This window comes from Halarcobacter bivalviorum, from assembly GCF_003346815.1.
Classification (GTDB): domain Bacteria; phylum Campylobacterota; class Campylobacteria; order Campylobacterales; family Arcobacteraceae; genus Halarcobacter; species Halarcobacter bivalviorum.
The window spans coordinates 1785724-1809532 of sequence record NZ_CP031217.1 but is presented as its reverse complement, the minus strand read 5'-3'; the positions used below and the strand labels follow the sequence as shown (position 1 = coordinate 1809532).

23 protein-coding genes are annotated in these 23809 nt (G+C 29.2%); 10 read left to right on the top strand and 13 right to left on the bottom strand.

Annotated features, from left to right (window positions below; genetic code table 11):
• Nucleotides 1-20: 20 nt before the first annotated feature.
• The 13 genes from ABIV_RS09210 to ABIV_RS09150 form a co-directional block, all read right to left on the bottom strand.
• Complete coding sequence (locus tag ABIV_RS09210) at nucleotides 21-1097, bottom strand: nitronate monooxygenase (protein WP_114839603.1); 1077 nt, start codon at nucleotides 1095-1097, stop codon at nucleotides 21-23.
• A gap of 12 nt (nucleotides 1098-1109) precedes the next feature.
• On the bottom strand, nucleotides 1110-2318 hold the full coding sequence (tyrS, locus tag ABIV_RS09205) for a tyrosine--tRNA ligase (RefSeq protein WP_114839602.1): 1209 nt from the start codon (nucleotides 2316-2318) through the stop codon (nucleotides 1110-1112).
• Nucleotides 2319-2335: 17 nt separating this feature from the next.
• The gene (locus ABIV_RS09200) at nucleotides 2336-4474 is read right to left on the bottom strand and encodes a RelA/SpoT family protein (protein WP_114839601.1); all 2139 of its coding nucleotides are present in this window, start codon (nucleotides 4472-4474) and stop codon (nucleotides 2336-2338) included.
• A gap of 43 nt (nucleotides 4475-4517) precedes the next feature.
• Nucleotides 4518-4733 carry a DNA-directed RNA polymerase subunit omega gene (locus ABIV_RS09195; RefSeq protein WP_114839600.1) on the bottom strand — a complete coding sequence of 72 codons (216 nt, stop codon included), beginning with the start codon at nucleotides 4731-4733 and terminating at the stop codon, nucleotides 4518-4520.
• A 62-nt stretch (nucleotides 4734-4795) separates the two neighbouring features.
• Nucleotides 4796-5503, bottom strand: a complete 708-nt coding sequence (gene pyrH, locus ABIV_RS09190) for a UMP kinase (RefSeq protein WP_114839599.1) — start codon at nucleotides 5501-5503, stop codon at nucleotides 4796-4798.
• Between the two features lie 61 nt (nucleotides 5504-5564).
• Nucleotides 5565-6632, bottom strand: a complete 1068-nt coding sequence (locus tag ABIV_RS09185) for an AAA family ATPase (protein WP_114839598.1) — start codon at nucleotides 6630-6632, stop codon at nucleotides 5565-5567.
• On the bottom strand, nucleotides 6629-7570 hold the full coding sequence (pdxA, locus tag ABIV_RS09180) for a 4-hydroxythreonine-4-phosphate dehydrogenase (RefSeq protein ID WP_114839597.1): 942 nt from the start codon (nucleotides 7568-7570) through the stop codon (nucleotides 6629-6631). The genes ABIV_RS09185 and pdxA overlap by 4 nt, the downstream gene beginning before the upstream one ends.
• Nucleotides 7567-8343 (bottom strand): pyridoxine 5'-phosphate synthase, encoded by a 777-nt coding sequence (locus ABIV_RS09175; RefSeq protein WP_114839596.1) that lies wholly within the window; start codon nucleotides 8341-8343, stop codon nucleotides 7567-7569. Before ABIV_RS09175 ends, pdxA begins: the two co-directional genes overlap by 4 nt.
• An 11-nt stretch (nucleotides 8344-8354) precedes the next feature.
• Nucleotides 8355-9767, bottom strand: coding sequence for an anthranilate synthase component I family protein (locus tag ABIV_RS09170; RefSeq protein WP_114839595.1), 1413 nt, complete (start codon nucleotides 9765-9767; stop codon nucleotides 8355-8357).
• A gap of 15 nt (nucleotides 9768-9782) precedes the next feature.
• Nucleotides 9783-10730, bottom strand: a complete 948-nt coding sequence (locus tag ABIV_RS09165) for an SPOR domain-containing protein (RefSeq protein ID WP_114839594.1) — start codon at nucleotides 10728-10730, stop codon at nucleotides 9783-9785.
• A 33-nt stretch (nucleotides 10731-10763) separates the two neighbouring features.
• Nucleotides 10764-12026 (bottom strand): serine hydroxymethyltransferase, encoded by a 1263-nt coding sequence (locus ABIV_RS09160; RefSeq protein WP_114839593.1) that lies wholly within the window; start codon nucleotides 12024-12026, stop codon nucleotides 10764-10766.
• A gap of 57 nt (nucleotides 12027-12083) precedes the next feature.
• A complete protein-coding gene (lysS, locus tag ABIV_RS09155) occupies nucleotides 12084-13610 on the bottom strand; it encodes a lysine--tRNA ligase (RefSeq protein WP_114839592.1) in 1527 nt (508 codons plus the stop codon).
• On the bottom strand, nucleotides 13610-14338 hold the full coding sequence (locus ABIV_RS09150; RefSeq protein WP_114839591.1) for a CvpA family protein: 729 nt from the start codon (nucleotides 14336-14338) through the stop codon (nucleotides 13610-13612). Before ABIV_RS09150 ends, lysS begins: the two co-directional genes overlap by 1 nt.
• Nucleotides 14339-14438: 100 nt before the next feature.
• Here ABIV_RS09150 and ispG point away from each other — a divergent pair, with 100 nt between their 5' ends.
• The 10 genes from ispG to ABIV_RS09100 all read left to right on the top strand — a co-directional run bounded on the left by ispG (nucleotide 14439) and on the right by ABIV_RS09100 (nucleotide 23575).
• Nucleotides 14439-15512 carry a flavodoxin-dependent (E)-4-hydroxy-3-methylbut-2-enyl-diphosphate synthase gene (gene ispG / locus ABIV_RS09145; protein WP_114839590.1) on the top strand — a complete coding sequence of 358 codons (1074 nt, stop codon included), beginning with the start codon at nucleotides 14439-14441 and terminating at the stop codon, nucleotides 15510-15512.
• Nucleotides 15512-16951 (top strand): replicative DNA helicase, encoded by a 1440-nt coding sequence (locus tag ABIV_RS09140; protein ID WP_114839589.1) that lies wholly within the window; start codon nucleotides 15512-15514, stop codon nucleotides 16949-16951. Before ispG ends, ABIV_RS09140 begins: the two co-directional genes overlap by 1 nt.
• A 67-nt stretch (nucleotides 16952-17018) precedes the next feature.
• A complete protein-coding gene (locus ABIV_RS09135; protein WP_114839588.1) occupies nucleotides 17019-17408 on the top strand; it encodes a type II secretion system protein in 390 nt (129 codons plus the stop codon).
• 8 nt (nucleotides 17409-17416) lie between these two features.
• On the top strand, nucleotides 17417-17941 hold the full coding sequence (gene gmhB, locus ABIV_RS09130; protein WP_205526923.1) for a D-glycero-beta-D-manno-heptose 1,7-bisphosphate 7-phosphatase: 525 nt from the start codon (nucleotides 17417-17419) through the stop codon (nucleotides 17939-17941).
• Nucleotides 17942-17994: 53 nt separating this feature from the next.
• Nucleotides 17995-18537 (top strand): adenine phosphoribosyltransferase, encoded by a 543-nt coding sequence (locus ABIV_RS09125; protein WP_114839586.1) that lies wholly within the window; start codon nucleotides 17995-17997, stop codon nucleotides 18535-18537.
• Nucleotides 18538-18546: 9 nt separating this feature from the next.
• Nucleotides 18547-19764, top strand: coding sequence for a tryptophan synthase subunit beta (gene trpB / locus ABIV_RS09120; protein WP_205526922.1), 1218 nt, complete (start codon nucleotides 18547-18549; stop codon nucleotides 19762-19764).
• A gap of 8 nt (nucleotides 19765-19772) precedes the next feature.
• Nucleotides 19773-20447, top strand: coding sequence for a DedA family protein (locus ABIV_RS09115; RefSeq protein WP_114839585.1), 675 nt, complete (start codon nucleotides 19773-19775; stop codon nucleotides 20445-20447).
• Nucleotides 20448-21854, top strand: a complete 1407-nt coding sequence (locus ABIV_RS09110; RefSeq protein WP_114839584.1) for a leucyl aminopeptidase — start codon at nucleotides 20448-20450, stop codon at nucleotides 21852-21854.
• 30 nt (nucleotides 21855-21884) lie between these two features.
• Nucleotides 21885-22877 carry a bifunctional heptose 7-phosphate kinase/heptose 1-phosphate adenyltransferase gene (locus ABIV_RS09105; RefSeq protein WP_114839583.1) on the top strand — a complete coding sequence of 331 codons (993 nt, stop codon included), beginning with the start codon at nucleotides 21885-21887 and terminating at the stop codon, nucleotides 22875-22877.
• Between the two features lie 17 nt (nucleotides 22878-22894).
• A complete protein-coding gene (locus ABIV_RS09100) occupies nucleotides 22895-23575 on the top strand; it encodes a response regulator transcription factor (RefSeq protein WP_114839582.1) in 681 nt (226 codons plus the stop codon).
• Nucleotides 23576-23809: the final 234 nt, after the last annotated feature.

The following is a 23809-nucleotide window of genomic DNA, read 5'->3' as shown; positions in this document are numbered from 1 at the left end:
GAAAAAACTTTTTAAGAATTTTATTCTCCTTTTATCAGTTTTTCCATTAGCTCATGAACTGAAATTATTTTATCCATTCTATAACCATTTGAACCTGTGAAGAATAAACCTGTATCTAAGTCACCTTGATAAGCAGCTCCTAGTCTATCTGCAATACAATATCCAACTGCTTTTGCTTCAACCCCTCTATGACATGGTGCAACACAGTTTGAGATACAAGCTACTTTAGGAGCAGTTTTATTTTCTATAGAAAATTGTAAGTTAGTTCTTACAGCTCTTGCTGGTAATCCAACAGGTGATTTCATAAGTTTAATATCTTCTTCTTTTGAGTCGATAAGAACTTTTTTAAGAGCAATATCAGCATCACATTCATGTGTTCCAATAAATCTTGTTGCCATTTGAACTCCAGCACAACCAAGATTTAAAAACTTGTCAATATCATTCTTATCCCAAATCCCACCAGCTGCAATTATAGGAATATCTTCTCCCCAGTTTTTTGCTTCTTCAATTACAGGTGGAACAATATTTTCTAATTGGAATTCCTCTTTAAAACAATCTTCATATTTAAATCCTTGGTGTCCACCACTTAAAGGACCTTCAACGATTACTGCATCAGGAATTTTATTATATCTTTTCCATTTTTTACAAATAAGTTTTAAAGCTCTAGCACTTGAAACAATAGGAACAAGAGCTACATCTGGATAATCTTTTGTAAATTCTGGCATATTTGTTGGGATACCAGCACCTGTGATAATTATATTAATACCTGCTTCACAAGCATCTTTTACAACTCTACCATAATCATTAATTGCATAAAGAATATTACAAGCTAAAGGTGCATCCCCACAGATTTTTCTTGCATTCTTTACAATTTCATTTAAGGCATCTTTTGAATAAAAGTTTGCAACATCTTTTGGTTTATCTTTTCTAGTTATAATATGTACATTTTCACTTTTATAGTATCCTGTACCAACTGCTGAGATTACTCCTAGTCCACCTTCTTTACTTACAGTTCCAGCTAATCTATCCCAGCTAATTCCAACACCCATTCCCCCTTGGATTATTGGATGCTTTATCTCATATTTACCTATTTTCAAACCTGACCTTCTTTATTTTATTATTATCTTAGCGAAACTTTTTTTACCTTTTTGTAAAACATATTCACCTATTTCTAAATTTAATTTATCATCACTAATTTTTTCTTGATTTACTGAAACAGCATTTGATTTCACATCTCTTCTTGCTTGAGAAGTAGAGTTTACTAATCCTGCATCAACTAATGCTTGACAAATCCAAATACCATTTTCAAATTCGAATTCTGGCATATCTGTTGGAATATCTTTTTTAGCAAATACTTTTTCAAATTCTAGTTTAGCTTCTTCTCCTGAACCTTTACCATGATATCTATCTACAATTTCTACAGCTAAGGCTTCTTTTACTTTTTTAGGATGTAATTTACCATTTTCTACATCACTTTGAATTTGTGCAATTTCTTTTAATGATTTTGCAGATAACAATTCATAGTATCTCCACATTAAATCATCAGAAATAGATAATACTTTTCCAAACATATCATTTGCTTCATCTGTAACACCAATATAGTTACCTAATGATTTAGACATTTTTTGAACTCCATCTAAACCTTCTAAAATAGGCATCATTAATACAGCTTGTTGTTTTTTACAGTTATATGCTTTTTGTAAAGTTCTTCCCATAAGTAAGTTAAACTTTTGGTCAGTTCCTCCCATTTCGATATCAGTATTCATTGCAACTGAATCATAACCTTGAAGTAGTGGATATGTAAACTCACTTACAGCAATAGGAGTGTTACTTGCATATCTATTAGCAAAATCATCTCTTTCTAGCATTCTTGCAACTGTTAAATTTGAAGCAAGATTAATTAATCCAGCTGTTCCTAGCTCTTTTAACCATTGTGAGTTAAACATTACTTTTGTTTTCTCTGGGTCTAAGATTTTAAAAACTTGCTCTTTATAAGTCTCCGCATTTTGTAATACTTGTTCTGTACTTAAAACTTTTCTTGTTTCACTTTTTCCTGTTGGGTCACCAATAGTTGCAGTAAAATCACCAATTAAAAATTGTACAATTCCTCCAAATTTTTGGAATGTTGCCATTTTTTGAATTAGAACAGTATGTCCTAAGTGTAAATCAGGAGCAGTAGGATCAAAACCAGCTTTTACATAAAAATTCTCACCGTTTTCATAATAGTTTCTAATAAGCTTTTCAATTCTTTCAATATCAATTATTTCCGCAGTTCCTCTTTGAATTTCCGCTAAAGCTTCTTTAATTTGTTCTTCCATAAATCCTCTTTTTAAACTTATTTGTTATATGCATCTTTTTTTGAAAAGAATTCAATAACTTTTGCTTTTTTTTCTATTAATTTTCTTACTTCTTCAATATTTGATTTATTAACTTCAAATTCAATATCACAATATTGTCTGTAAGAGTGTTTTTCTCTACCATAGTCAACAGATAAAATATAACCTTCAAATTGACTCATATACATAAGAAGTCTTGCTAACTCACCTTTAGTATTAGGTAAGCTAACTACCATTTTATAGTGGTAAAGTGTATCTTTTGTCCATTTACAAAAAAGCATTTCATCATTGCTCATGAGCTTTTTATAAGCTTTGTCACACATTTTATGATGAATAACTGCTTTATTTCCTTCCCTAAATGCTACGATTTCATCGGCAAACTTAGGGTGACAACAGTGGTCAAATGATACAGAATTAATACTAAAATTCGAATATATAAGTATATTATCAAATTTAAATTTTTTGATTTTACTAGTATACATTTTAAATCTAGCTACAAAACCTTGTTTTTCTATTACTTTTTTCTCAATTTCATGTTTTAAGTGTTTAAAGTAATCAAGATTTTGTGGAACCTTTTGTAAAGACTCTGTTTTTACTAGTGATGTAATGTTGTCAAAATATTTTGAAAAGAGTGTATTCAAAATATTTCTACCTGCTAACTCATCAATTTCTCTTAATCTTTGAGAACATAAAAACTTAATTTGTTTTTTAGCTCTAGTTGTTTTTACTAAATCAGTCCATGAACATCTAGGGATTGCATAGTCAACAGTTTTGATTGATACAATATCAGAACTTTTCAATTCTGTCAATAAAGGTTTTTTTACTTTATTGATGTGACACTCTACTGCATTTCTACCTACATCAGTATGTACTGCATATGCATAATCTAAAGCAGTAGAACCACGTGGAAGATTAAAAGTATCCCCATGGGGAGAATAAACTACTATATCTTCTGAAAATAGGTCATCTTTTGTATCTTGATAAAATTCTTCTATATTCTCAGTTGAGTATTCTAGGGATTTTAGCCAATTTAAATTTGGTTGATGCTTAGCTCCACTTTTGTACATCCAGTGAGCAGCAATACCATATTCAGCAATTTTATTCATTTCAAAAGTTCTAATTTGTACTTCATATATTTTAGAGTTATAAAATACAGTTGTATGAATAGTTTGATAACCATTTTCTTTAGGGGTCGAAACATAATCTTTAAATCTAGAAATAAGTGGTTTATACTCTAGGTGTAAAAATCCAAGAACTTTATAGCAATCAATATCTTCTTCCACTAAAATTCTAATAGCAAGTAGGTCAAGTACTTCATCTATACTTACACCTTTTCTTTGCATTTTTAAATAAATTGAATAGTGGTGTTTTATTCTACTATTGATTTGTATTTTACTTAAGTCATAACCATTTTTTTCAAGTAGCTTTTTAGTAGATGAAATAAATTTATTAAATGTTAGTTGAATAGCATGTTGATGTTCTTGTATAAACTCATCAATCTTTTTATACTCTTGTGGGTAGATGTAAAAAAAAGCTAAATCCTCTAAAGTATTTTTGATAGTAGAAATACCTAATCTATGTGCAATAGGAACATATACCACAAGGGTCTCTTCTGCAATTCTTAATTGTTTTTTATGAGGAAGGGCATCTAAAGTTAACATATTATGTAATCTATCACAAAGTTTTACAACTAGTACTCTTACATCATCAATAGATGCAATAAGCATTTTTCTAAAAGTAAGTGCAGATGCAATTAGTTTTTTATCTGAATCAGAAGGAGCTAATTCATGTTCTCTAATTTCATCAATCTTTGTAAGTCCATCAACCATATGGGCAACTTCATCTCCCCAATTACTTCTAATAAAATTAATATCATATTTAGTATCTTCAACAACATCATGAAGTAAAGCAGTAGCAATTACATTTTCTTCTTTTGAAAAGTGAGAAGCAATAGATGCCACAAGTATTGGATGAACTGAATAGGGTTCTCCACTTTTTCTATATTGTCCTTTGTGAGCCTCAATAACAAAGTCAATAATATCTTGAAGTTTTGGAGTGATTTTTGCTTCTGAATAAAGAAGGTGGATAGCATCATCAAGAGTATTTATACTCTCTATTTTTTCTATAAATGGATCCATATTGATCTTTTTAATTAATTATAAAAGCTTAAAGCTTTTATAATTAATTTTTATCTACTAAACCTTCTATTTTTAGTAGGCCTTCAGCAATCTCGTCAATTGCAATATCAGTATATTTCATATTTTGAGTATTTTTTTCAAGTAATGGTTTTGCACCTTTACTTAATTCATCAGCTCTTTGTCCAACAGCAATAGATAAAATATATCTATCATTATTTACTTTTTCTAAAGCTTTTGCCATTCTTTCTTCTAGTCTCATATTTTTCCTTTTGTTGGTTCCCAAAAAAGGGAGTTTTTATATTTTTTAAATGTTAGTTATGTTTATTTAACAATTGAACATTTTGAGTAGTCACCTTGGATAATCTTTAAAAGATTTCCTTTTTCATTCATATTTGCAACTACTATTGGAAGTTTATTATCTTTTGCTAATGCAATAGCTGTATCATCCATAACTTTGATATGATCTTCTAATGCTTTATCATAAGTTATTGTATCAAGTTTTACTGCATCTTCATATTTCATTGGATCTTTATCATATACACCATCAACTTTTGTTGCTTTAATTAACATTGCAGCATCAATTTCTGTTGCTCTTAAAGTAGCAGCAGTATCTGTTGTGAAATAAGGGTTTCCTGTTCCAGCAGAGAAAATTACAACTCTACCTTTTTCTAAGTGTCTTTGTGCTTTTCTTACAATAAATGGTTCAGCAATTTGCTCCATTTTAATTGCAGTTTGAAGTCTTGCACTTAAACCTTTGTGTTCTAAAGCTTCTTGCATAGCAACACCATTGATTACAGTTGCTAACATACCCATATAGTCAGCACTTGTTCTTTTAATAACACCATCAGCTGCAGCAGTAACACCTCTTATAATATTTCCACCACCAATAACTATCCCAACTTCGATGTTATTATTAACTAACTCTTTAATTTCATTTGCAATATAATCTAAAATTTGAGTGTCAATACCATATCCATCAGCACCAGCAAGTGCTTCACCTGAAAACTTTACAAGTACTCTTTTGTTCATTTTGTTCCTTTTATTATTGCGTGATTGTATCTAAAAGATTCTAAAAAAAAAGTTAATAAATTTAACTTAATGCCCATTCATAAAATGGTAAAACATTAATTTGTAAGGACTCTTTTTTTATAAATTCATTATTTGAAACAGTAATAATATAGATATTTTTGATTTTGTATTCATGTGCAGTTTTTAATACTTTTTTTAGTTGACTTGCCATTAGCATTGAGTTAAAAAAAGGTATAGAGCAGATTGCTATATTTTTGTTTGGTAAATAAAAATCAATATAATCTAGATAAAATATGTCATCTTTTTGATTTAATAACTCTTGAAAAATAATATTTGTTAATTCATTTTTAAATTTTTTCTTATGGGTAATTGAGTTTAAAAAAGCTGAATTATAAGAGTATATTTTTTTAGTAGCTTTATCTTGATTAAATTTTTTTATAAAATAAATAATTTTTTCATCTTCAAATTTTTTGCACATAGCATAAAACTTATCTTTTGAGATTTTTATCTCTTGTTTTAGATTAATAAAAAGTTGATTTAAGGATTTTTTTTCATCAATATTTTCAAATAATATTTTTAAAATCTTTTCTGTTGTTATATCATAAGCATAGAGTTTTAAAATATTTTGTAGCTCATAATAGACTTTATATTCAGGTAAGTTAACAGATTGTGGAAGATTTCCATGTTTTAAAAAGGTATTGAAACTTTGAGTAATATTTTGATTTTTATTTTCATGTAATAAATATTCTTCAAAATCTAAAGGAGTAAGAAAGAGATTTTTATAACCTTTTAACTCTTTTTTTTCATAAGTAGAGATAATAACACTTTCACAATAGGGTATTTTAAATGAGAAATCAAAATTTTCAAGTATTAGTACTTTTATATTATTTCTAAATATGTATTCTTCAAGATTTTTTTCAATAATCTCTTTAGAGTTTCTAATATCATTAAAATCAATATATAAAAACTCTTTTGTCTCAAAGTTTGAGAGATAATCAAAAATTAAGAAGGTTTTTCCAGACCTCAAAGGGCCTGAAATAATTGTTTTTGGATGAGTTATCCTAGTTTTTCTCTCTTTAAAGTTTATTTTTGAAAGTTCAAATTCATGACAATACTCTAAAGTATTCATTTTCTTTTTTCATATAAATTAACAGCTTCTTTTACTGCATTAATATAACTTTTTGTATTAAGTTTTCTATCTTTTTTATATGCAATATCAAAAGCTGTTCCATGGTCTACAGAAGTTCTAATAATAGGAAGATTTAGACTTACATTTATACTTTGGTCAAAATATAAAGCTTTTAAAGGGGCTAAGCCTTGGTCATGATACATTGCTACAAAATATTTGTAGTTTTTTCTTGACATTGGAGAAAAAGCTGTATCTGGAACTAAAGGACCTTTAAAAATATTTTCATTTAATATCTTATTTGCTTTTTTAATAGCTTTGAAAATCTCTACTTCTTCATCTCCTAAAACACCATTGTCACTTGCATGAGGATTTAATCCTAATACTGCAATATTATTTGAGTTTACACTTTTTTGGAAATCTATTAGAAAAGTGGTTAAATCTTTTTCATTGATTTTTTTAGGAACTTTTTTTAAAGCACAGTGTTCTGTGAATAAAGATACAAACATTTTTTTGCATCCTAACATCATAATTGCATTTTTACCAAAAAAGTCTCTTAATACTTCAGTATGCCCTTTATATTTTATGCCTGCTTTATTCCAAGACTCTTTATTTACAGGCAGAGTTACTATTGAAGAAACTCTGTTTTTAGAAGCTAAATCAATTGCTTCACAAAAAGAGTCATAAGAGAATTTACCACTTTTTTTTGTAACTATTCCAGGTTTTATTTCAAAATCACCTTTTATATTATGAATTTGAAAATCTTCTGGAATTTGAAGATTTAAAAGCTTTGCAGCTTCTTTTAGCATACTTTTATTTATACAATAAATAGGAATACAATATTTAGATATTTTTGCATGTGCAAGTAGTGCAATTTCTATTCCAATACCGTTTAAATCGCCAATTGAGATGGCAATTTTAGGTTTGTTTTCTAAACTCATAACAGTTCTTTCATATCTTTTATTGCTTTTTCTAAACCTGTAAACACAGATCTAGCAATAATACTTTGTCCTATATTTAATTCTTCAATTGCTTTTATAGATGAAATTAGTCCTACGTTTTGGTAATTTAAACCATGACCTGCAGCAACTTTAAGATTTAATTCTTGTGCTAAAGAAGCACCTTTTTTAATCTCTTTTCTACTTTTATGTAATAAGTCTTTTAATACTTTTTTAGGAAGTTCAAACTCTTCAATTGTATGATGTGTTTGACTTAAATTACTATGAAGCATTGCATAGATATTTGCAAAAGTTCCAGTATGTAATTCAATCCATTCAACTTTTAGTTTTGAACTTAATTCAATCATCTCTTTTGTTGGGTCAATAAATAAAGATACTTCAATTTCATTATCATGTAGTTTTTTAATTGCATTTTTGATTTTCTCAAAGTTTGCATCTAAATTTAAGCCACCCTCTGTTGTAACTTCTTCTCTTTTTTCAGGAACAAGTGTTGCTCTCGCAGGTTTTAGCTCACAAACTATATCAATAATCTCTTCATCAATTGAACACTCTAAGTTTACTGGTAAAGAGCTATGTTTAATAATTGCTTTTGCATCATTATCATGGATATGTCTTCTATCTTCTCTTAGGTGAATAGTAATCTGGTCTGCACCTGCAACTTTACAAATTCCTAAAGCATCTAAAGGGTTTGGGTCATTTATTTTTCTAGCTTCTCTTAAAACAGCAATATGGTCAATATTTACACCTAATAACATACTCTTCCTTTTTATGATAAATCTTTTAGTGTTGCAATATTTGCAGCAAGTTTATTATGAACTTCTAAATACTCTAGTTCAGGCTTTGAATCAGCTACTACTCCAGCCCCTGCTTGGAAGATAACTTTATCTTCTGTAAGCATTGTTGTTCTAATAGTAATTGCTGAATCCATATTTCCATCAAAACCAAAATATGCAATACTTCCAGAGTAGAAGTTTCTTTTTATTCCTTCAAATTGGGCAATTAATTCCATCGCACGAATTTTGGGAGCACCTGTCATTGTTCCTGCTGTAAAAGTTGCAGCAAAAAGGTCAAACATATCATATTTTTCATCATCAATCATAGCTTCAACATCGGATACAATATGCATAACATGAGAATATCTTTCAACTCTCATAAGGTCAGTAACTTTTACTGTTCCTTTTTTTGCAACTCTTCCCACATCATTTCTTCCAAGGTCAATAAGCATAATATGCTCAGCTCTCTCTTTTTCATCACTTAGTAGTTCTTGTTCAAGCTCTAAATCTCTATCAATATTTTTTCCTCTTTTTCTTGTACCAGCAATTGGTCTTAAGAGGATATGTCCATCTACAAGTCTTATCATTACTTCAGGAGAACTTCCTGCAATACAAAACTTTTCAAACTCTAAGAAAAATAGGTATGGACTAGGATTTTTACTTCTTAAGGCTCTATAAAAACTTAAATGGTCAACTTTAGCTTTTTGAATAAATCTATTAGACATAAGTATTTGAAAAACATCTCCTGATCTAATCATCTCTTTAGATTTTGCAACCATTTCAAAGAACTCTTCTTTTGTGTAATTAAATTTACCTTCATCTAAAAGTTCTGCTTTTTTTAGTGGTTGATAAATATAAGGAGAGTATAACTTCTCTTCTATTTTTTCTAAATCTTCTTTTTTCTCTTCTAAAGAAGTTATCATTACTAATTTTGAAGTTTTATGTGAAAATCCTAAAATAATTTTAGGTCTAACTAGGTCTAAATCAGGAATGTTTAATTGGTCAACTAAATTATCCATTGAAGCTTTTAGTTTTGGTTCAAACTCTTTTCCAATATCATAACCAACATTTCCAATAAAACCATCAATTAAGCCAATACCTAACTCTCTAGCTTTTTGTTTGTAAATTGATTTGTCAAATTGTTTATAATATTTTTGTAAAAATTTTAAAGGATTTGAATTAACTTCTTTTGTCTTTCCCTCTTCATTCTTAAAATAGGTTTTATTATTTTCATGCCAAACCCTTTCTCTTTGTCCAATAAAAATAAATGAGTAGTTCCCATCACTAGAGTTTATTGTACTTTCAAAAAGAAAAGTAAGTTCATCTTTATATAGTTCTTTAACTTTTTCATAGATCGAAACAGGTGTGAATTGATCTAGAAAAAGTTCTTTTGAATAAAATTGCATTATAGATATAGCCTTTTAGAATGTTAAAATAAATGCCCCAGAAATATTAAGTTCTTTTTTAATATTGTCTATCGCAAGTTTTGCCTGACCTCTTGAGTTATAAGGACCAATTAAAACTTTATGGAACATTTTATTGTTTATTGAAACTTTATAGATTTTATATTTGAAACCTTTTTGAGTAATTGTTGTTAAATATTTGTCATTTGGCATTTTAGAAAAAGCACCAACTTGAACATAAGTTCCCACTGGTTTTTGTGTAACAGTTGGAGTTACTTCTTTTTTAGGAGTTGTCTTTTTTACAACAGGCTTAGGTTCTTCTTTTTTAACAACTGGTTTTGGCTCAGGTTTTTTAACTACAGGTTTAGGCTCTGGTTTTGTCTCTTTAGTTACATTGAAAACATCTGGTTCTGTTTTTTCAACTTTTTGTTCAACAACCTTTTCTTTTTCTTCAATTTTTTGAAGATCAAGTTTTGGATCAGCTACTTCAGAAGCTGGCTCTTTTTGATTCTCTTCTTGAATATTCTTTAATTTCTCATTGATGATTTTTTGATATTGCTCTTCAATATTCTCATCTTCGATAATAGTTTGAGTATTCTCTTTTCCTGCTTTAGAAAAAGACTCATTTTCAGTTGAATCATTTGTTAAAAGACGAATAATTATAATTGTAAGTAAAAATAAAATTACTAGAACTAGACCTAATACTAAATACTTCTTTTTGTTTTCATTATTTGTACTTGAAGAAGTAGCTTTTCCTAGCATAATATCGCTATATTCTTGTTCTTCTTGCATTCTAATCTCTTTATCTAAATCAGGATTTAATCTAGGCTCTGGTTGTTCCTGATGATTTTGTTGTTCTTGATAAATAGCTTGTGCACTTTTAATTTCATTTAATCTTTGTTCAATCTCAGTTTCTTCTTGTTTTAACTGAACTTTTTTTATAAAATCTTCGCCTTTAATTTCCATAATTAATCCTTATTAATTTCGGTTTGACTCCCTTTAGTAAGTCGACTGGTTATAGATAACAAAGTTATTAGCTAAATCTTTAAGCTCTAACTTGATTTGCTCTTGTAAATCAGTATTATTAATATCATCTAAAATATCAGCAATCTTATTTGCAATGAATTCGAACTCTTTCTCTTTCATTCCACGTGCAGTTAATGCAGGAGAACCAATTCTTACACCACTTGTAACAAATGGAGATCTTGTCTCACCTGGTACTGTATTCTTATTTACTGTAATACCTGCATTTTGTAATGCTGCATCTGCATCTTTCCCTGAAAAATCTTTATTTAAAAAGCTTACTAATACTAAGTGATTATCTGTTCCACCTGATACAATATCATATCCTCTTGAAACTAATACCTCTCCTAGTTTTTTTGCATTTGCTTTTACTTGTTTTGCATACTCTTTCCATGATGGATCTAAAATCTCTTTAAATGCTACTGCTTTTGCTGCTATTACATGTACTAATGGTCCACCTTGTAATCCTGGGAAAATAGCTGAATTGATTTTCTTTGCAATCTCTTCATCATTTGTCATAATCATACCACCTCTTGGACCTCTTAAAGTCTTATGAGTTGTAGTTGTTACAACATCTGCATATGGAAATGGAGATTGGTGCTCTCCTGCTGCTACTAATCCTGCAATGTGTGCAATATCTGCAAATAAAATAGCTCCTACTTCATCAGCTATCTCTTTAAATCTTTTAAAATCAATCTCTCTTGCATATGCTGAAGCACCACATACTATGATTTTTGGTTGTACGATTTTTGCAATATCTAATACTCTATCATAGTTAATTCTACCATCTAGTTCTACTCCATAATAGAAGGCTTGATAGTTTTTCCCTGAAAATGATGGTTTTGAACCATGAGTTAAGTGTCCACCATGAGATAAATCCATACCTAAAATTTTATCTCCTGCTTGTAATAATGCTGCATATACTGCACCATTAGCTTGGCTTCCTGAATGTGGTTGAACATTTGCATAAGAACATCCAAAAATTTCACAAGCTCTATCTATAGCTAATTGCTCTGCTTTGTCAGCAAACTCACATCCACCATAATATCTTTTATATGGATAACCTTCTGCATATTTGTTTGTAAATACAGAACCCATTGCTTCCATTACTGCTGCACTTGTGAAGTTCTCACTGGCTATCATCTCTAAGTGTGTTGTTTGTCTCTCTAACTCTGCTTCTATGATATCATAGATCTCTTTATCTGCTTGCTCTAATCTTGCCTCTGTTACGTAGCTCATTATCATTCCTTCTTTGGTTCTTAGTTTTCTTAGCTCAAAAAAATAGTACTTTTAATACTATTTTTCATCTTCTTCATCAGCATGTAAATCAATCTCATGTTTGATTGGTTTCATTGCTGGGAATAGTAATACATCTCTAATAGAGTGTTCATTTGTTAACATCATTACAAGTCTATCAATACCAATACCTTGACCTGCACAAGGTGCCATACCATAAGATAACGCATTTACAAAATCTTCATCCATCTCATGTGCTTCATCATCTCCTGCATCTTTAGCTGCAATTTGACCTTCAAATCTTTCAAGTTGGTCAAGTGGATCGTTAAGTTCTGAGAAAGCATTTGCAATCTCTTTACCTGCAATAAATAATTCAAATCTATCAGTTAAGTGAGGTTTTTCATCACTTCTTCTAGCTAATGGTGAAATTTCAACTGGATACTCAGTAATAAATGTAGGGTTGATAAGTTTATCTTCTACATACTCATCAAATAACTCACCTTGTAATTGACCTAAATTCATAGCTTCATTTACTTCTAGGTTTTTCTCTTTCATGAAAGCAATAATTTTATCTTTGTCTTCAGTAATATCAGCTGGAACACCACCAATTGTAGTAAGTGATTCAATTAATGGAACTTCAGAAAATTTAGTAAAGTCAATTTCAACATCTCCATATGGAAGAGTCATAGGTAAATCTAAATGCTCAAAAAGATATTCAAAATACTCTTTAGTAATTTCAATTAAATCTTTATAAGTTTTATATGCCCAATAAAACTCAATTGAAGTAAACTCAGGGTTGTGAGTTGCATCCATACCTTCATTTCTAAAATTTCTATTAATTTCAAATACTGCTTCAAATCCACCAACAATTAATCTTTTTAAATATAATTCAGGTGCAATTCTTAAAAATCTATCTACACCTAAAGCATTGTGATGAGTAACAAATGGTTTAGCATTTGCTCCACCAGGAATTGGGTGCATCATTGGAGTTTCAACTTCTAAGAAACCTTTATCTTCAAAAAATCTTCTTGTTAAAGAGATAACTTTTGATCTAATATGAAAAGTTTTTCTAACTTGTGAGTTCATAATTAAATCTAAATATCTTTGTCTATATCTTAACTCTTTATCCTGAATACCGTGGTATTTTTCTGGTAGTGGAGAGATAGCTTTAGTTAATATTTTTAAGGCATGTACATGTAGAGATAATTCACCTTTTCCAGTAATAAAAGGGTATCCAGTTACTTCAATAATATCTCCAACTTCAATATTTTTCTTGAAAACATCATTATAAAAACCTTCAGGTAAGTTGTCTCTTGCTACATAAACTTGTAAAATTCCACTTTCATCTTCAATTTTTAAAAAAGATGCTTTTCCCATAAGTCTAAAGAATTTAATTCTTCCAGCTACTGTATAGTGCCTTTTTTCATCTCTTTTGTCTTCTTTTTGGAAAATATCTGTATTAACATTTAAATATTTACTAATTGTAGTATTTCTAGCACTATTATTTGCATATGGGTTTACACCTAATTCTCTTAAAACATTCGCTTTTTCTATTCTTTGTTGTATATATTTATTTTCAAACAATATTAATTTCCTTTTTCCGTATTTGTATTATTAGTTGTTTCTTCATTTGAAATTGAATTAACAATATTTTCAGTTGCTTCTTTTGTTGCATTTTCAATCTCTTGATTTACTGCTTCTTTTGTAGCTTCAATTGTCTCATTTGTTTTAGTTTTTAATTCATCAAATGTTTTCTTAGCTTCTTCTGTAATATTTACTTTTTGTCCATCTTCTGGAGAGATTTTTTCTTCAATTTTTTTAGTAAAATCTGCTGGGTCTAACTTAATAATAAAATCACCCGATTTCACTAAAAGAGGGAAAGTAATAGAGTTTGAAACTTTTTCATTCATAAGGTTTCTAAATGACTCAATTTGATAAACAGCATAAGTTATAACTGAAAATATAAAAAATATTTTTGCACTTCCAAATAGGAATCCTAAGATTCTATCAAAGATACCAAGTCCACTTGCAGAGAAGATATTACTTATAATAATTCCAGCAACATATAAAATAATCCAAAATCCAATAAGACCTAAAATAAAACCAATAAGTTTAATTGTTGCACCATTCTCTAGTGCTAAAATAGGAGCAATGATATTTCCTATATCTTCTGAAAGTCTTGATGCTATGAAAATACCACCTATTATTCCAACTAAACCAAATACTTCTTTAATGAAGCCCTTCATAAGTCCCTTTAGACCAAGTAAAACAGTAATACTTAAGATTATTATATCAAATGCAGTGAACTCTTGCATAAATATCCTTATATTTTATAATATGGCGCAATTATATCTTAGTTTTTCTAAAATAAAAGTTTAAGAGAAATTAATCTTTTTCTGCTAGAATTCTTCTATTATGAACAATGTAAAAAGATATCCAACAAAAAAGATTTTCGTAGGTGATGTTGCTATTGGAGGAGATGCTCCAATATCAGTTCAATCTATGACATACAGTAAGACTTCCGATGTGGAAGCAACAGTAGAACAAATTAGAGCATTGCATTTTGCAGGAGCAGATATTGTAAGAGTTGCAGTACCTGATTTAAGTGCAGCTAATGCCTTAAAAGCTATTAAAGAACAAACTTCATTACCGCTTGTTGCAGACATACATTTTAATTATAAATTAGCATTAATTGCAGCAGAAGTAGTAGATTGTATTAGAATTAACCCTGGAAATATAGGAGATAAAAAAAGGGTTACAGAGGTTGTGAAGGCTTGTAAACAAAGAAATCTTCCAATTAGAATTGGGGTTAATTGTGGTTCTTTAGAGTCTCAATTTGAAGATAAATATGGTCAAACTGCTCGAGGTATGGTTGAAAGTGCTGATTATAATATTAAATATTTAGAGGACTTAGGTTTTGATGATATTAAAGTATCTTTAAAAGCTAGTGATGTACAAAGAACTGTAGAAGCATATAGAATGTTAAGACCTATGAATAACTATCCATTTCATTTAGGTGTTACAGAAGCTGGAACACAGTTTCACTCTACAATTAAATCTTCAATTGCCCTAGGAAGTTTACTTCTTGATGGAATAGGAGATACTTTAAGAGTATCTATGACGGGAGAACTTGAAAAAGAGATTGAAGTAGGACGAGCAATACTAAAAGATGCAGGTTTAGTTCAAGAGGGATTAAATATTATTTCATGTCCAACTTGTGGAAGAATTGAAGCTGATTTAGTAAGTGCAGTTGCAGAAGTAGAAGAGAAAACAAAACATATTAAAACACCTTTAAATGTCTCTGTAATGGGATGTGTTGTGAATGCCTTGGGTGAAGCAAAAGCAGCTGATGTTGCAATTGCTTATGGAAAAGGTGTAGGACTTATTATTAAAAAAGGTGAAACAATTGCAAAGCTTCCAACTGACCAACTTTTAGATAGATTTTTAAAAGAGGTCGAGTTTGAAGCAAAGAAAGAGAGTAAGAATTAGTGGATAGTGTATATAGTATAAATATAGAAAGAGCAGTTTTAAGTTCAGTACTTTTTAATCCTGAAGAGTTAGAGGATATTTTAGGAGTTTTAAAACCTAAAGATTTCTATCTTCCTGCTCATCAAAAAATCTTTGAGGTAATGACTAGACTTCATGATGAGTCAATGCCTATTGATGAGGAGTTTATTAAAAAAAGAGTTAACTCAAAAGATGTTGATGACTCTATTTTACTTGAAATTCTTTCTGCAAATCCTATTACTAATACGCTAGCTTATGTAAGAGAGATAAAAGATGGCTCTGTAAAAAGAGAGCTTGCTACTCTTGCAACAACAATTAAAAAAGTTGCAATTGAAGATGAAGTTAGTGCAAATGATGCTTTAGATGTGGTACAAGGAGAACTTTATAAAATCTCTACAGATAGTGCAACAAGTGAATTAAAGCATATGGAAACTATCACAAGTGATACTCTTACTTATATTAAAAAAATGAAAGAGAGAGGTAATACTCACTTAACAGGAAGAACAACAGGGTTTTATGATTTAGATAAAAGAACAACTGGTTTTAATGAAGGGGATTTAGTAATTCTTGCAGCAAGACCAGCAATGGGTAAAACAGCCCTTGTTTTAAATATGGCTTTAGCCAATGTTGAAGCAGGAAATGGTGTTATCTTCTTTTCACTAGAGATGCCAGCAGAGCAACTTATGTTAAGGATGCTTGCAGCTAAAACTTCCATTCCTTTACAAAATCTTAGAAAAGGTGATATGGATGATAATCAATGGGCAAACTTAACAGCTGCCTTTGAAGATTTAAATCAAAAAAAGCTTTTTGTTGATGATGGTGGAAGTATTAATATTAATCAATTAAGAGCAAGAGTTAGAAAACTAGCACAAAATGAAGAGAATAAAATCTCTATGGTAATCATCGATTACCTTCAACTTATGCAAGGTACAGGGAATAAAGATAGACACCAAGAGGTTTCTGATATTTCAAGGGGACTTAAGATGCTTGCTAGGGAGATGAAAATTCCTATTATTGCTCTTTCTCAGTTAAACAGGGGACTTGAAAATAGACCAGATAAGAGACCAATGCTTTCTGACCTTAGGGAATCAGGAGCTATCGAGCAAGATGCTGATATTATCATGTTTGTTTATAGAGATGATGTTTATAAAGAGAGAGAAGAAGCAAGAAAAGAGAAAGAGGCTTCTGATAAAGGAGAAGAGTATAAATCTAAATTCGTAAATAAACCTGTAGAAGAGGCTGAGATTATTATAGGAAAACAAAGAAATGGTCCTATTGGAACAGTAAAACTTGACTTCCAAAAACAATTTACAAGATTTATTGATAAAGAAAATGCAAATGATGCTCCAATTGAAGTAGTTTTTGAGTCAATTGCAGATACTGAAAAAGAAGCAAATATAGAAGTTCCTCAGATTTTATAATATTTTAAATTATTTGTATTTAAGAAAGCTAAGGTCATAATTATAAATCTTTTTTAAAGGTTTTATTATGAAAAAAGCTTTCTCTTTACTTGAATTAATCTTCGCCATTGTTGTTATAGGCATTATTGCATCTTTTGCAATTCCTAAATATATTGATACTAGAGATAGTGCTCTTGCTTCTACTATAAAACGGGATTTAATTACCGTTATTACTTCTGTTCAAAGTTACTATTTAATAAATAATAAAATTGAAAAAATATCTGATGCTGTAAGTTTAAATGAATCAAATTGGAAAATTGATGATAAAAAATTAGTTTTTAATGACAAAAAAGAGGAGTGTCTAAGCTTAGAACTAAAAGAGTCTAGTATAATTATTACAATTGATCCCTCAAAAGGAAGAGTATGTAAAATACTTGATGAGATGGGAGTAAAGAATGAAACATTTGATTTAATTTAAGGAAATTGATGACAAAAGGACTTTTTTTAGATAGAGATGGTGTTGTAAATATTGAAAAAAACTATCTTTATAAAATAGAAGAATTTGAGTTTTTTGATGGGATATTTGATTCTCTAAAAAAAATACAAAAGCTTGGATATAAAATTTTTATAATTACAAATCAATCAGGTATAGGAAGAGGATATTATTCAGTTGAAGATTTTGAAAAATTAACTTCTTGGATGATAAAAGAGTTTAAAAATAATGAGATTGTAATATCGCAAGTTGAGTTTTGTCCCCATGGACCAAATGATAATTGTACATGTAGAAAACCTAAAACTGGTATGATTGATAAAATCTTAGAAAAACACCAAATTGATTTAGAAAATTCTTGGTTAGTAGGAGACAAATCTTCTGATATAAAATGTGCAAAAAATGCCGGAATAAGCAATACAATTCAAGTTAAATCAGGTCATGATTTTGATGAAAATGAGTCAGAAGCTAAATATATTTGTGAAACTATAAAAGATATTTCGGAAATTATACAGACATAATATTTATTTAGATAGAATAATTACACTTTGTAAAAAATATTGTTAGGATTAAAATGGAATTGACTAAAGAAGATAAAAAAATAATAAGTAATTCTATTAGAGATATAAAAGATTTTCCTAAAGAGGGAATCGTATTTAAAGATATTACAACACTTTTAAATAATAAAGAAGCTTACCAAACCTTAATGAATCACTTAGAAGAAAGATATAACTCATATAATTTAGATTATGTAGCTGGAATTGACTCAAGAGGTTTCATTTTTGGTGCAGCGTTAGCTGACAGACTAAAAGTAGGTTTTGTTCCTGTTAGAAAAAAAGGAAAACTACCAAGTACAACAGTTTGTGAAAAGTATGAACTGGAATATGGTTTTGATGAAGTTGAAATTCATTTAGATGCTTTTCCAAAAGCTAAGGCAAGAGTATTATTAATTGATGACTTAATTGCTACTGGTGGTACTGCAAATGCTGCAGCAAAATTAATAAAACATGTAAATGCAGATTTAGTTGAAGTTTGTTTTTTATTAAATCTTACATTTTTAGATGGTGCCAAAAAAGTAAGAGAACATGCACCTGTATATTCAATATTAGATATTTAAAGAAGCGATATGAAAGAAAATAACATTTATATTCCACAAAAAAGTAAATATGATCCAGATGAAAATGGTCACTTTGGAGAGTTTGGAGGAAGATTTGTTCCTGAAACTTTAATGCCTATTTTAAAAGAGTTAGAAGCAGAATACAATAAATATAGATTTGATAAAGAGTTTTGGGAAGAGGTTAATGCTTTATTAAAAGATTATGTAGGTAGAGAAAACCCTTTATATCATGCAAAAAATATTTCTGAAGAAATAGGTGCAAAAGTATATTTAAAAAGAGAAGATTTAAACCATACTGGTGCGCATAAAGTAAATAATGTAATTGCACAAGGTCTATTAGCAAAAAAACTAGGAAAAACAAAAGTTATTGCTGAGACAGGAGCTGGGCAACACGGCGTTGCTACAGCAACTATTGCAGCACTTTTAGGTTTAGAATGTACTGTTTTTATGGGTGCAAAAGATGTTGCTAGACAAGAGTTAAATGTATTTAGAATGAAACTTCTAGGTGCAAAAGTAGTTGCAGTTGAGAGTGGAAGTAGAACTTTAAAAGATGCAATGAATGATGCAATTAGATATTGGGTTACAAATGCAAGAGATACTTTTTATATCATTGGAACTGTTGCTGGACCACATCCTTATCCTTTAATGGTTAGAGATTTTCAAGCAATCATTGGATATGAAGCAAGAAAACAGATTCTACAAAAAGAGGGAAAACTTCCTGATTATGTAGTAGCCTGTATCGGTGGAGGATCAAATGCAATTGGAATGTTCTCACACTTCTTAGAAGATAAAGAAGTGACTTGTGTGGGAATAGAAGCAGGTGGTTTAGGACTAGATACAAATATGCATGGTTGTTCTTTAGAAAAAGGAAAACCAGGAATATTACATGGACAGTGTTCATATCTTTTACAAGACGAAAATGGACAGGTTTTAGAAGCTCACTCTATTAGTGCAGGGCTTGATTATCCTGGCATTGGACCTGAACACTCTTTTCATAAAGATAATAAAAGTGTTTCATATGACTCAATCACTGATGAAGAAGCTATAAATGCATTTGTTTGGTTAAGTCAAAAAGAGGGAATTATCCCAGCTTTTGAATCTGCTCATGCAATTGCTTATTTAAAAAAAGCAAAAGATAAATTAAAAGGTAAAACAGTTATTGTTAATTTATCGGGTAGAGGTGATAAGGATATGGTTCAAGCTAAAGAAATTTTAGATTTTGATTAAGGCTAAAAATGAAAGTAGTTCTAAAAAATAATTCAGGAAAAATACTTTTTGTAGTAGTAGCCTTATTTGTAATTTTTTTAGGTTATAGCTTATATCAAGCACCTGTTGAGGGTATTGAAAATAGATTTATTTATCTTCTAAAAACTTATGGATATATAATTTTATTTGCTTGGAGTATTTTAGAAGGTGAAGCTGGTCTTGTGATGGCAGGACTATTATCACATACTGGTGATATGAATATGTATATGGCAATATTTATTGCAGGACTTGGTGGTTTTGCAGGGGATCAAATCTATTTTTATACTGGAAGATTTAACAAATCTTATGTTCATAAAAAATTCAAGGGTCAAAGAAGAAAATTTGCTTTAGCACATATTTTATTACAAAAATATGGTTGGCCAATTATTTTTGTACAAAGATACATGTATGGAATGAGAACGATTATTCCAATTTCTATTGGATTAACAAGATATAGCGCAAAAACTTTTGCTTTTATTAATCTAATAAGTGCTTGGTGTTGGGCAGCTATTACTATTGTGCCTGTTTGGTATTTTGGTGAAGAGATTTTAATTGTATTAAAATGGTTAAAAGAACATTGGTATTATGCACTTCCATTTGCATTACTTATCGGTGGAAGTATAGTTTATTATTTTCATATAATGACAAAGAAAAAGGAGAAATAGATGATTTTAAATTTAGTTGAAAAAAATATAAAAAAAGTTAATGCAGATTTAGAAATTATTATTACAGATTCTATTAAAAATATTAAAGAAAAAGAGATATTAGAAAATTTAAGTTTTGAAGCAAAAGACGAAGCAGTAGTTCTTCTTCCTGAATCAAAAAAAATATTTGTAGGTCATGAAGCAAAAGATTATGACTCTATTGCAATTGCAATAGCAACAGCAGTTAAAAAGTTTACTTCTACAAAATTTACAAGTGCAAAAATTGTTGTTGAAAAACAAAATTTAAAAGCTTTAACTGAGGGTGCTTTATTAGGTGCTTATACTTTTGATAAATATAAATCAGAGAAAAAAGAAGAGAAAGAAAAAGAGCTAATTTTTTGTATTGAAAAACTTACAAAAACTACTAAAAAGATTTTTGAAGAATCAATTGAAATAGCAACAGCTGTTAATAGAACTAGAGATATGGTAAATACAGTTCCAGAAGATTTTTATCCTGAAACTATGGCAAATGAAGCAAGAAAAATTGCAAAAGAGGCAAACCTATCTTGTACTATTCATGGTGAAAAATATTTAGAAAAGAATGCAATGAATGCAATGTTAAGTGTAGGAAGAGCTTCAAGACATGAGTCTCAACTTATTCATTTAACATATAAACCAAAAGATGCAAAGAAAAAAGTAGTTTTAGTAGGTAAGGGGTTAACTTATGATTCTGGTGGTTTATCTTTAAAACCAGCTGATTTTATGACTACAATGAAATCAGATAAAAGTGGTGGTTGTGCAATTTTAGGTGTTATGAGTATTATTTCTAAATTAGAATTACCAATTGAAGTTCATGCAGTTGTTGGTGCAGTTGAGAATATGATTGGTGGAGATGCATATAAACCAGATGATGTTTTAAAAGCTAAAAATGGAACAACAATTGAAGTTAAAAATACTGATGCAGAGGGAAGATTAGTACTTGCTGATTGTTTATGTTATGCACAAGATGAGATTAAAGATATTGATTATATTTTTGATTATGCAACATTAACAGGTGCTTGTGTTGTAGGTGTTGGAGAGTATACTTCTGGAATTATGGGGAATAATAATGAGTTAGCAAATGAAGTTGTTTCTTGTGCTCATAAAGCAGGTGAGTATGCAACTGTATTACATTTCAATAGATTTTTAAAGAAGACTATTAAATCAGAAGTAGCTGATATTTGTAATATTGCAAATACAAGATATGGTGGTTCTATAACTGCTGGAATCTTTTTAGAAAAATTTATTTTAAAAGAAAATAAAGAAAAATGGGTACATCATGATATAGCTGGACCAGCATATGTAGAGAAGCCTTGGGGGTATAATCCATTTGGAGGAAGTGGTGCAGGAGTTAGAATGACTCTTGAGTTTTTAAAGAATATTAAATAATGTTATAGTATATTTTCATTAGGAGAAAAAATGATAAATATTGAGAAGAAACCTAAAGTTTTAGTAATTGGTGACTTAATGATTGATTCTTATCTTATTGGTTCTTGTGATAGGATTGCTACAGATGCACCTATTCCTGTTGTTGATATAAAAGAAGAAAAGTCAGTATTAGGTGGTGCAGGTAATGTTATTAGAAACCTTGCTTCCCTTGGTGCTAAAGTTAGTGTAATGTCTGTTGTTGGAAATGATGACAATGCTAAACTTTTAAAGCATCTATTAGATGAAATTCAAACAAAATCTTTTTTAATTGAACAAAAAGGAAGAAAAACATCTAAAAAAACTAGAATTATGGCAGGAATTTCTCAAGTATTTAGATTTGACCACGAAAGTAAAAACAATATCTCCTTTGATAATGTAAAAAGTCTTTATTCCAAATTAGTAGAAAAGATTAAAGCATATGATGTAATCTTATTAGCTGATTATGGAAAGGGAGTTTTAACAAAAGACTTTACACAAAAGATTATCTCTTATGCAAATAAAAATTCTGTTAAAACAATTGTTGATCCATATGGAAGTGACTATTCAAAATATAAAGGTGCAACTTTAATTATTCCAAATAAAGAAGAAGCACAAGCAGTAACAAAAATAGAAATTTCTAATGATGATAAATTGTTAGATGCTTTAAAAGTTATTAAAAAAGATTTTGAGACAGAATATGCAATTATAACTTTAGCAGAAGAAGGAATTGCAGTATTAAAAGAGAATAAGTTATCAGTAATGCCAACTGTACCATTAGAAGTATATGATGTAACAGGTTCTGGAGATACTGTTTTAGCATCTATTGGGTATGCATTATCTTTAAATAATAGCATTTATGATTCAGTTGAATTTGCTAATTTAGCTACAGGTGTAGTACTAAGAAAAACAGGAACAGCTACAGTTTCAATTGAGGAGATTCAATCTGATCAGGTTTATTTAGATAGAAAACTAATTGAAAAAAATTTAGCTTGTAAAGTAAAATAACAAAAATAGGAAACGACATGGAAAACAGTTATTCAGTTTTATATGCAGAAGATGACGAAAACGTAAGAAAAAACTATGTTTTATATTTAGAAAAATATTTTGACAAAATCTATGAAGCAAGTGATGGATTAGAAGCTTTAAATCTATATAAAGATAAAAAGCCAAATATCTTACTTCTGGATATTACTATGCCACAGTTAAATGGTTTAGAAGTTATTAGAAAGATTAGAGAAGTTGACCAAACTACACCAATTATTGTTTTAAGTGCTCACTCTCATAAAGAGTACCTTTTTGAAGCAATTAAATTAAATCTAGTAGACTATTTAATTAAACCAATTAACAGAAATGAATTTAAAGAGGTTATCGAAAGCTCTTTTGATAGATTAAAAAATAATACTGTTGAGCATGAAGATAAAGTTGTTATCAACAATAAGTGCTATTGGGATGCAAGATCTAGAATTCTTTTCTTTAAAGATAAAATCGTAGATTTAACAAAAAATGAGAGAATTCTTTTTGAATTACTATTAAATAAAAAGAATCAAATTGTAAAACCAGTAGAGATTTCATCATATGTATGGAACACTGAAAATAACATAAATGATGCAAGTATTAGAAACTTAGTAAAAAGATTAAGAAAAAAATTACCAGTAGATATTATTGATAGTATTTATGGTAGTGGTTATATTTTAAATTATTAATTAACTATCCTATATCAATAGATTAAAATTTTTTTGGTATAGGATAATTTTTGATTTATAATTTTAAAACTTAAGATATATGGAATAAATTCTATTTTCATATATAAATATCATTAAATATTTTTGATTTGCAAAAGTTGACGCTTTTAGCTGTTTTTTTGCCTTTTTCGTTTATAATCTATTTTAAGAATATTCCAATTTTGTTTATTAAATTACTAGCTTGAAAAGTATTTA

Excerpts from the sequence above, each read along its gene's own strand:
- tyrS (WP_114839602.1), bottom strand. The coding sequence starts at position 2,318 with ATGGAAGAACAAATTAAAGAAGCTTTAGCGGAAATTCAAAGAGGAACT.
- ABIV_RS09200 (WP_114839601.1), bottom strand. The coding sequence starts at position 4,474 with ATGGATCCATTTATAGAAAAAATAGAGAGTATAAATACTCTTGATGAT.
- ABIV_RS09195 (WP_114839600.1), bottom strand. The coding sequence starts at position 4,733 with ATGAGACTAGAAGAAAGAATGGCAAAAGCTTTAGAAAAAGTAAATAAT.
- pyrH (WP_114839599.1), bottom strand. The coding sequence starts at position 5,503 with ATGAACAAAAGAGTACTTGTAAAGTTTTCAGGTGAAGCACTTGCTGGT.
- ABIV_RS09185 (WP_114839598.1), bottom strand. The coding sequence starts at position 6,632 with ATGAATACTTTAGAGTATTGTCATGAATTTGAACTTTCAAAAATAAAC.
- pdxA (WP_114839597.1), bottom strand. The coding sequence starts at position 7,570 with ATGAGTTTAGAAAACAAACCTAAAATTGCCATCTCAATTGGCGATTTA.
- ABIV_RS09175 (WP_114839596.1), bottom strand. The coding sequence starts at position 8,343 with ATGTTATTAGGTGTAAATATTGACCATATTGCTGTTTTAAGAGAAGCT.
- ABIV_RS09170 (WP_114839595.1), bottom strand. The coding sequence starts at position 9,767 with ATGCAATTTTATTCAAAAGAACTTTTTCTAGATCAATTCACACCTGTT.
- ABIV_RS09165 (WP_114839594.1), bottom strand. The coding sequence starts at position 10,730 with ATGGAAATTAAAGGCGAAGATTTTATAAAAAAAGTTCAGTTAAAACAA.
- ABIV_RS09160 (WP_114839593.1), bottom strand. The coding sequence starts at position 12,026 with ATGAGCTACGTAACAGAGGCAAGATTAGAGCAAGCAGATAAAGAGATC.
- ABIV_RS09150 (WP_114839591.1), bottom strand. The coding sequence starts at position 14,338 with ATGCAAGAGTTCACTGCATTTGATATAATAATCTTAAGTATTACTGTT.
- ispG (WP_114839590.1), top strand. The coding sequence starts at position 14,439 with ATGAACAATGTAAAAAGATATCCAACAAAAAAGATTTTCGTAGGTGAT.
- ABIV_RS09135 (WP_114839588.1), top strand. The coding sequence starts at position 17,019 with ATGAAAAAAGCTTTCTCTTTACTTGAATTAATCTTCGCCATTGTTGTT.
- gmhB (WP_205526923.1), top strand. The coding sequence starts at position 17,417 with ATGACAAAAGGACTTTTTTTAGATAGAGATGGTGTTGTAAATATTGAA.
- ABIV_RS09125 (WP_114839586.1), top strand. The coding sequence starts at position 17,995 with ATGGAATTGACTAAAGAAGATAAAAAAATAATAAGTAATTCTATTAGA.
- trpB (WP_205526922.1), top strand. The coding sequence starts at position 18,547 with ATGAAAGAAAATAACATTTATATTCCACAAAAAAGTAAATATGATCCA.
- ABIV_RS09115 (WP_114839585.1), top strand. The coding sequence starts at position 19,773 with ATGAAAGTAGTTCTAAAAAATAATTCAGGAAAAATACTTTTTGTAGTA.
- ABIV_RS09110 (WP_114839584.1), top strand. The coding sequence starts at position 20,448 with ATGATTTTAAATTTAGTTGAAAAAAATATAAAAAAAGTTAATGCAGAT.
- ABIV_RS09105 (WP_114839583.1), top strand. The coding sequence starts at position 21,885 with ATGATAAATATTGAGAAGAAACCTAAAGTTTTAGTAATTGGTGACTTA.
- ABIV_RS09100 (WP_114839582.1), top strand. The coding sequence starts at position 22,895 with ATGGAAAACAGTTATTCAGTTTTATATGCAGAAGATGACGAAAACGTA.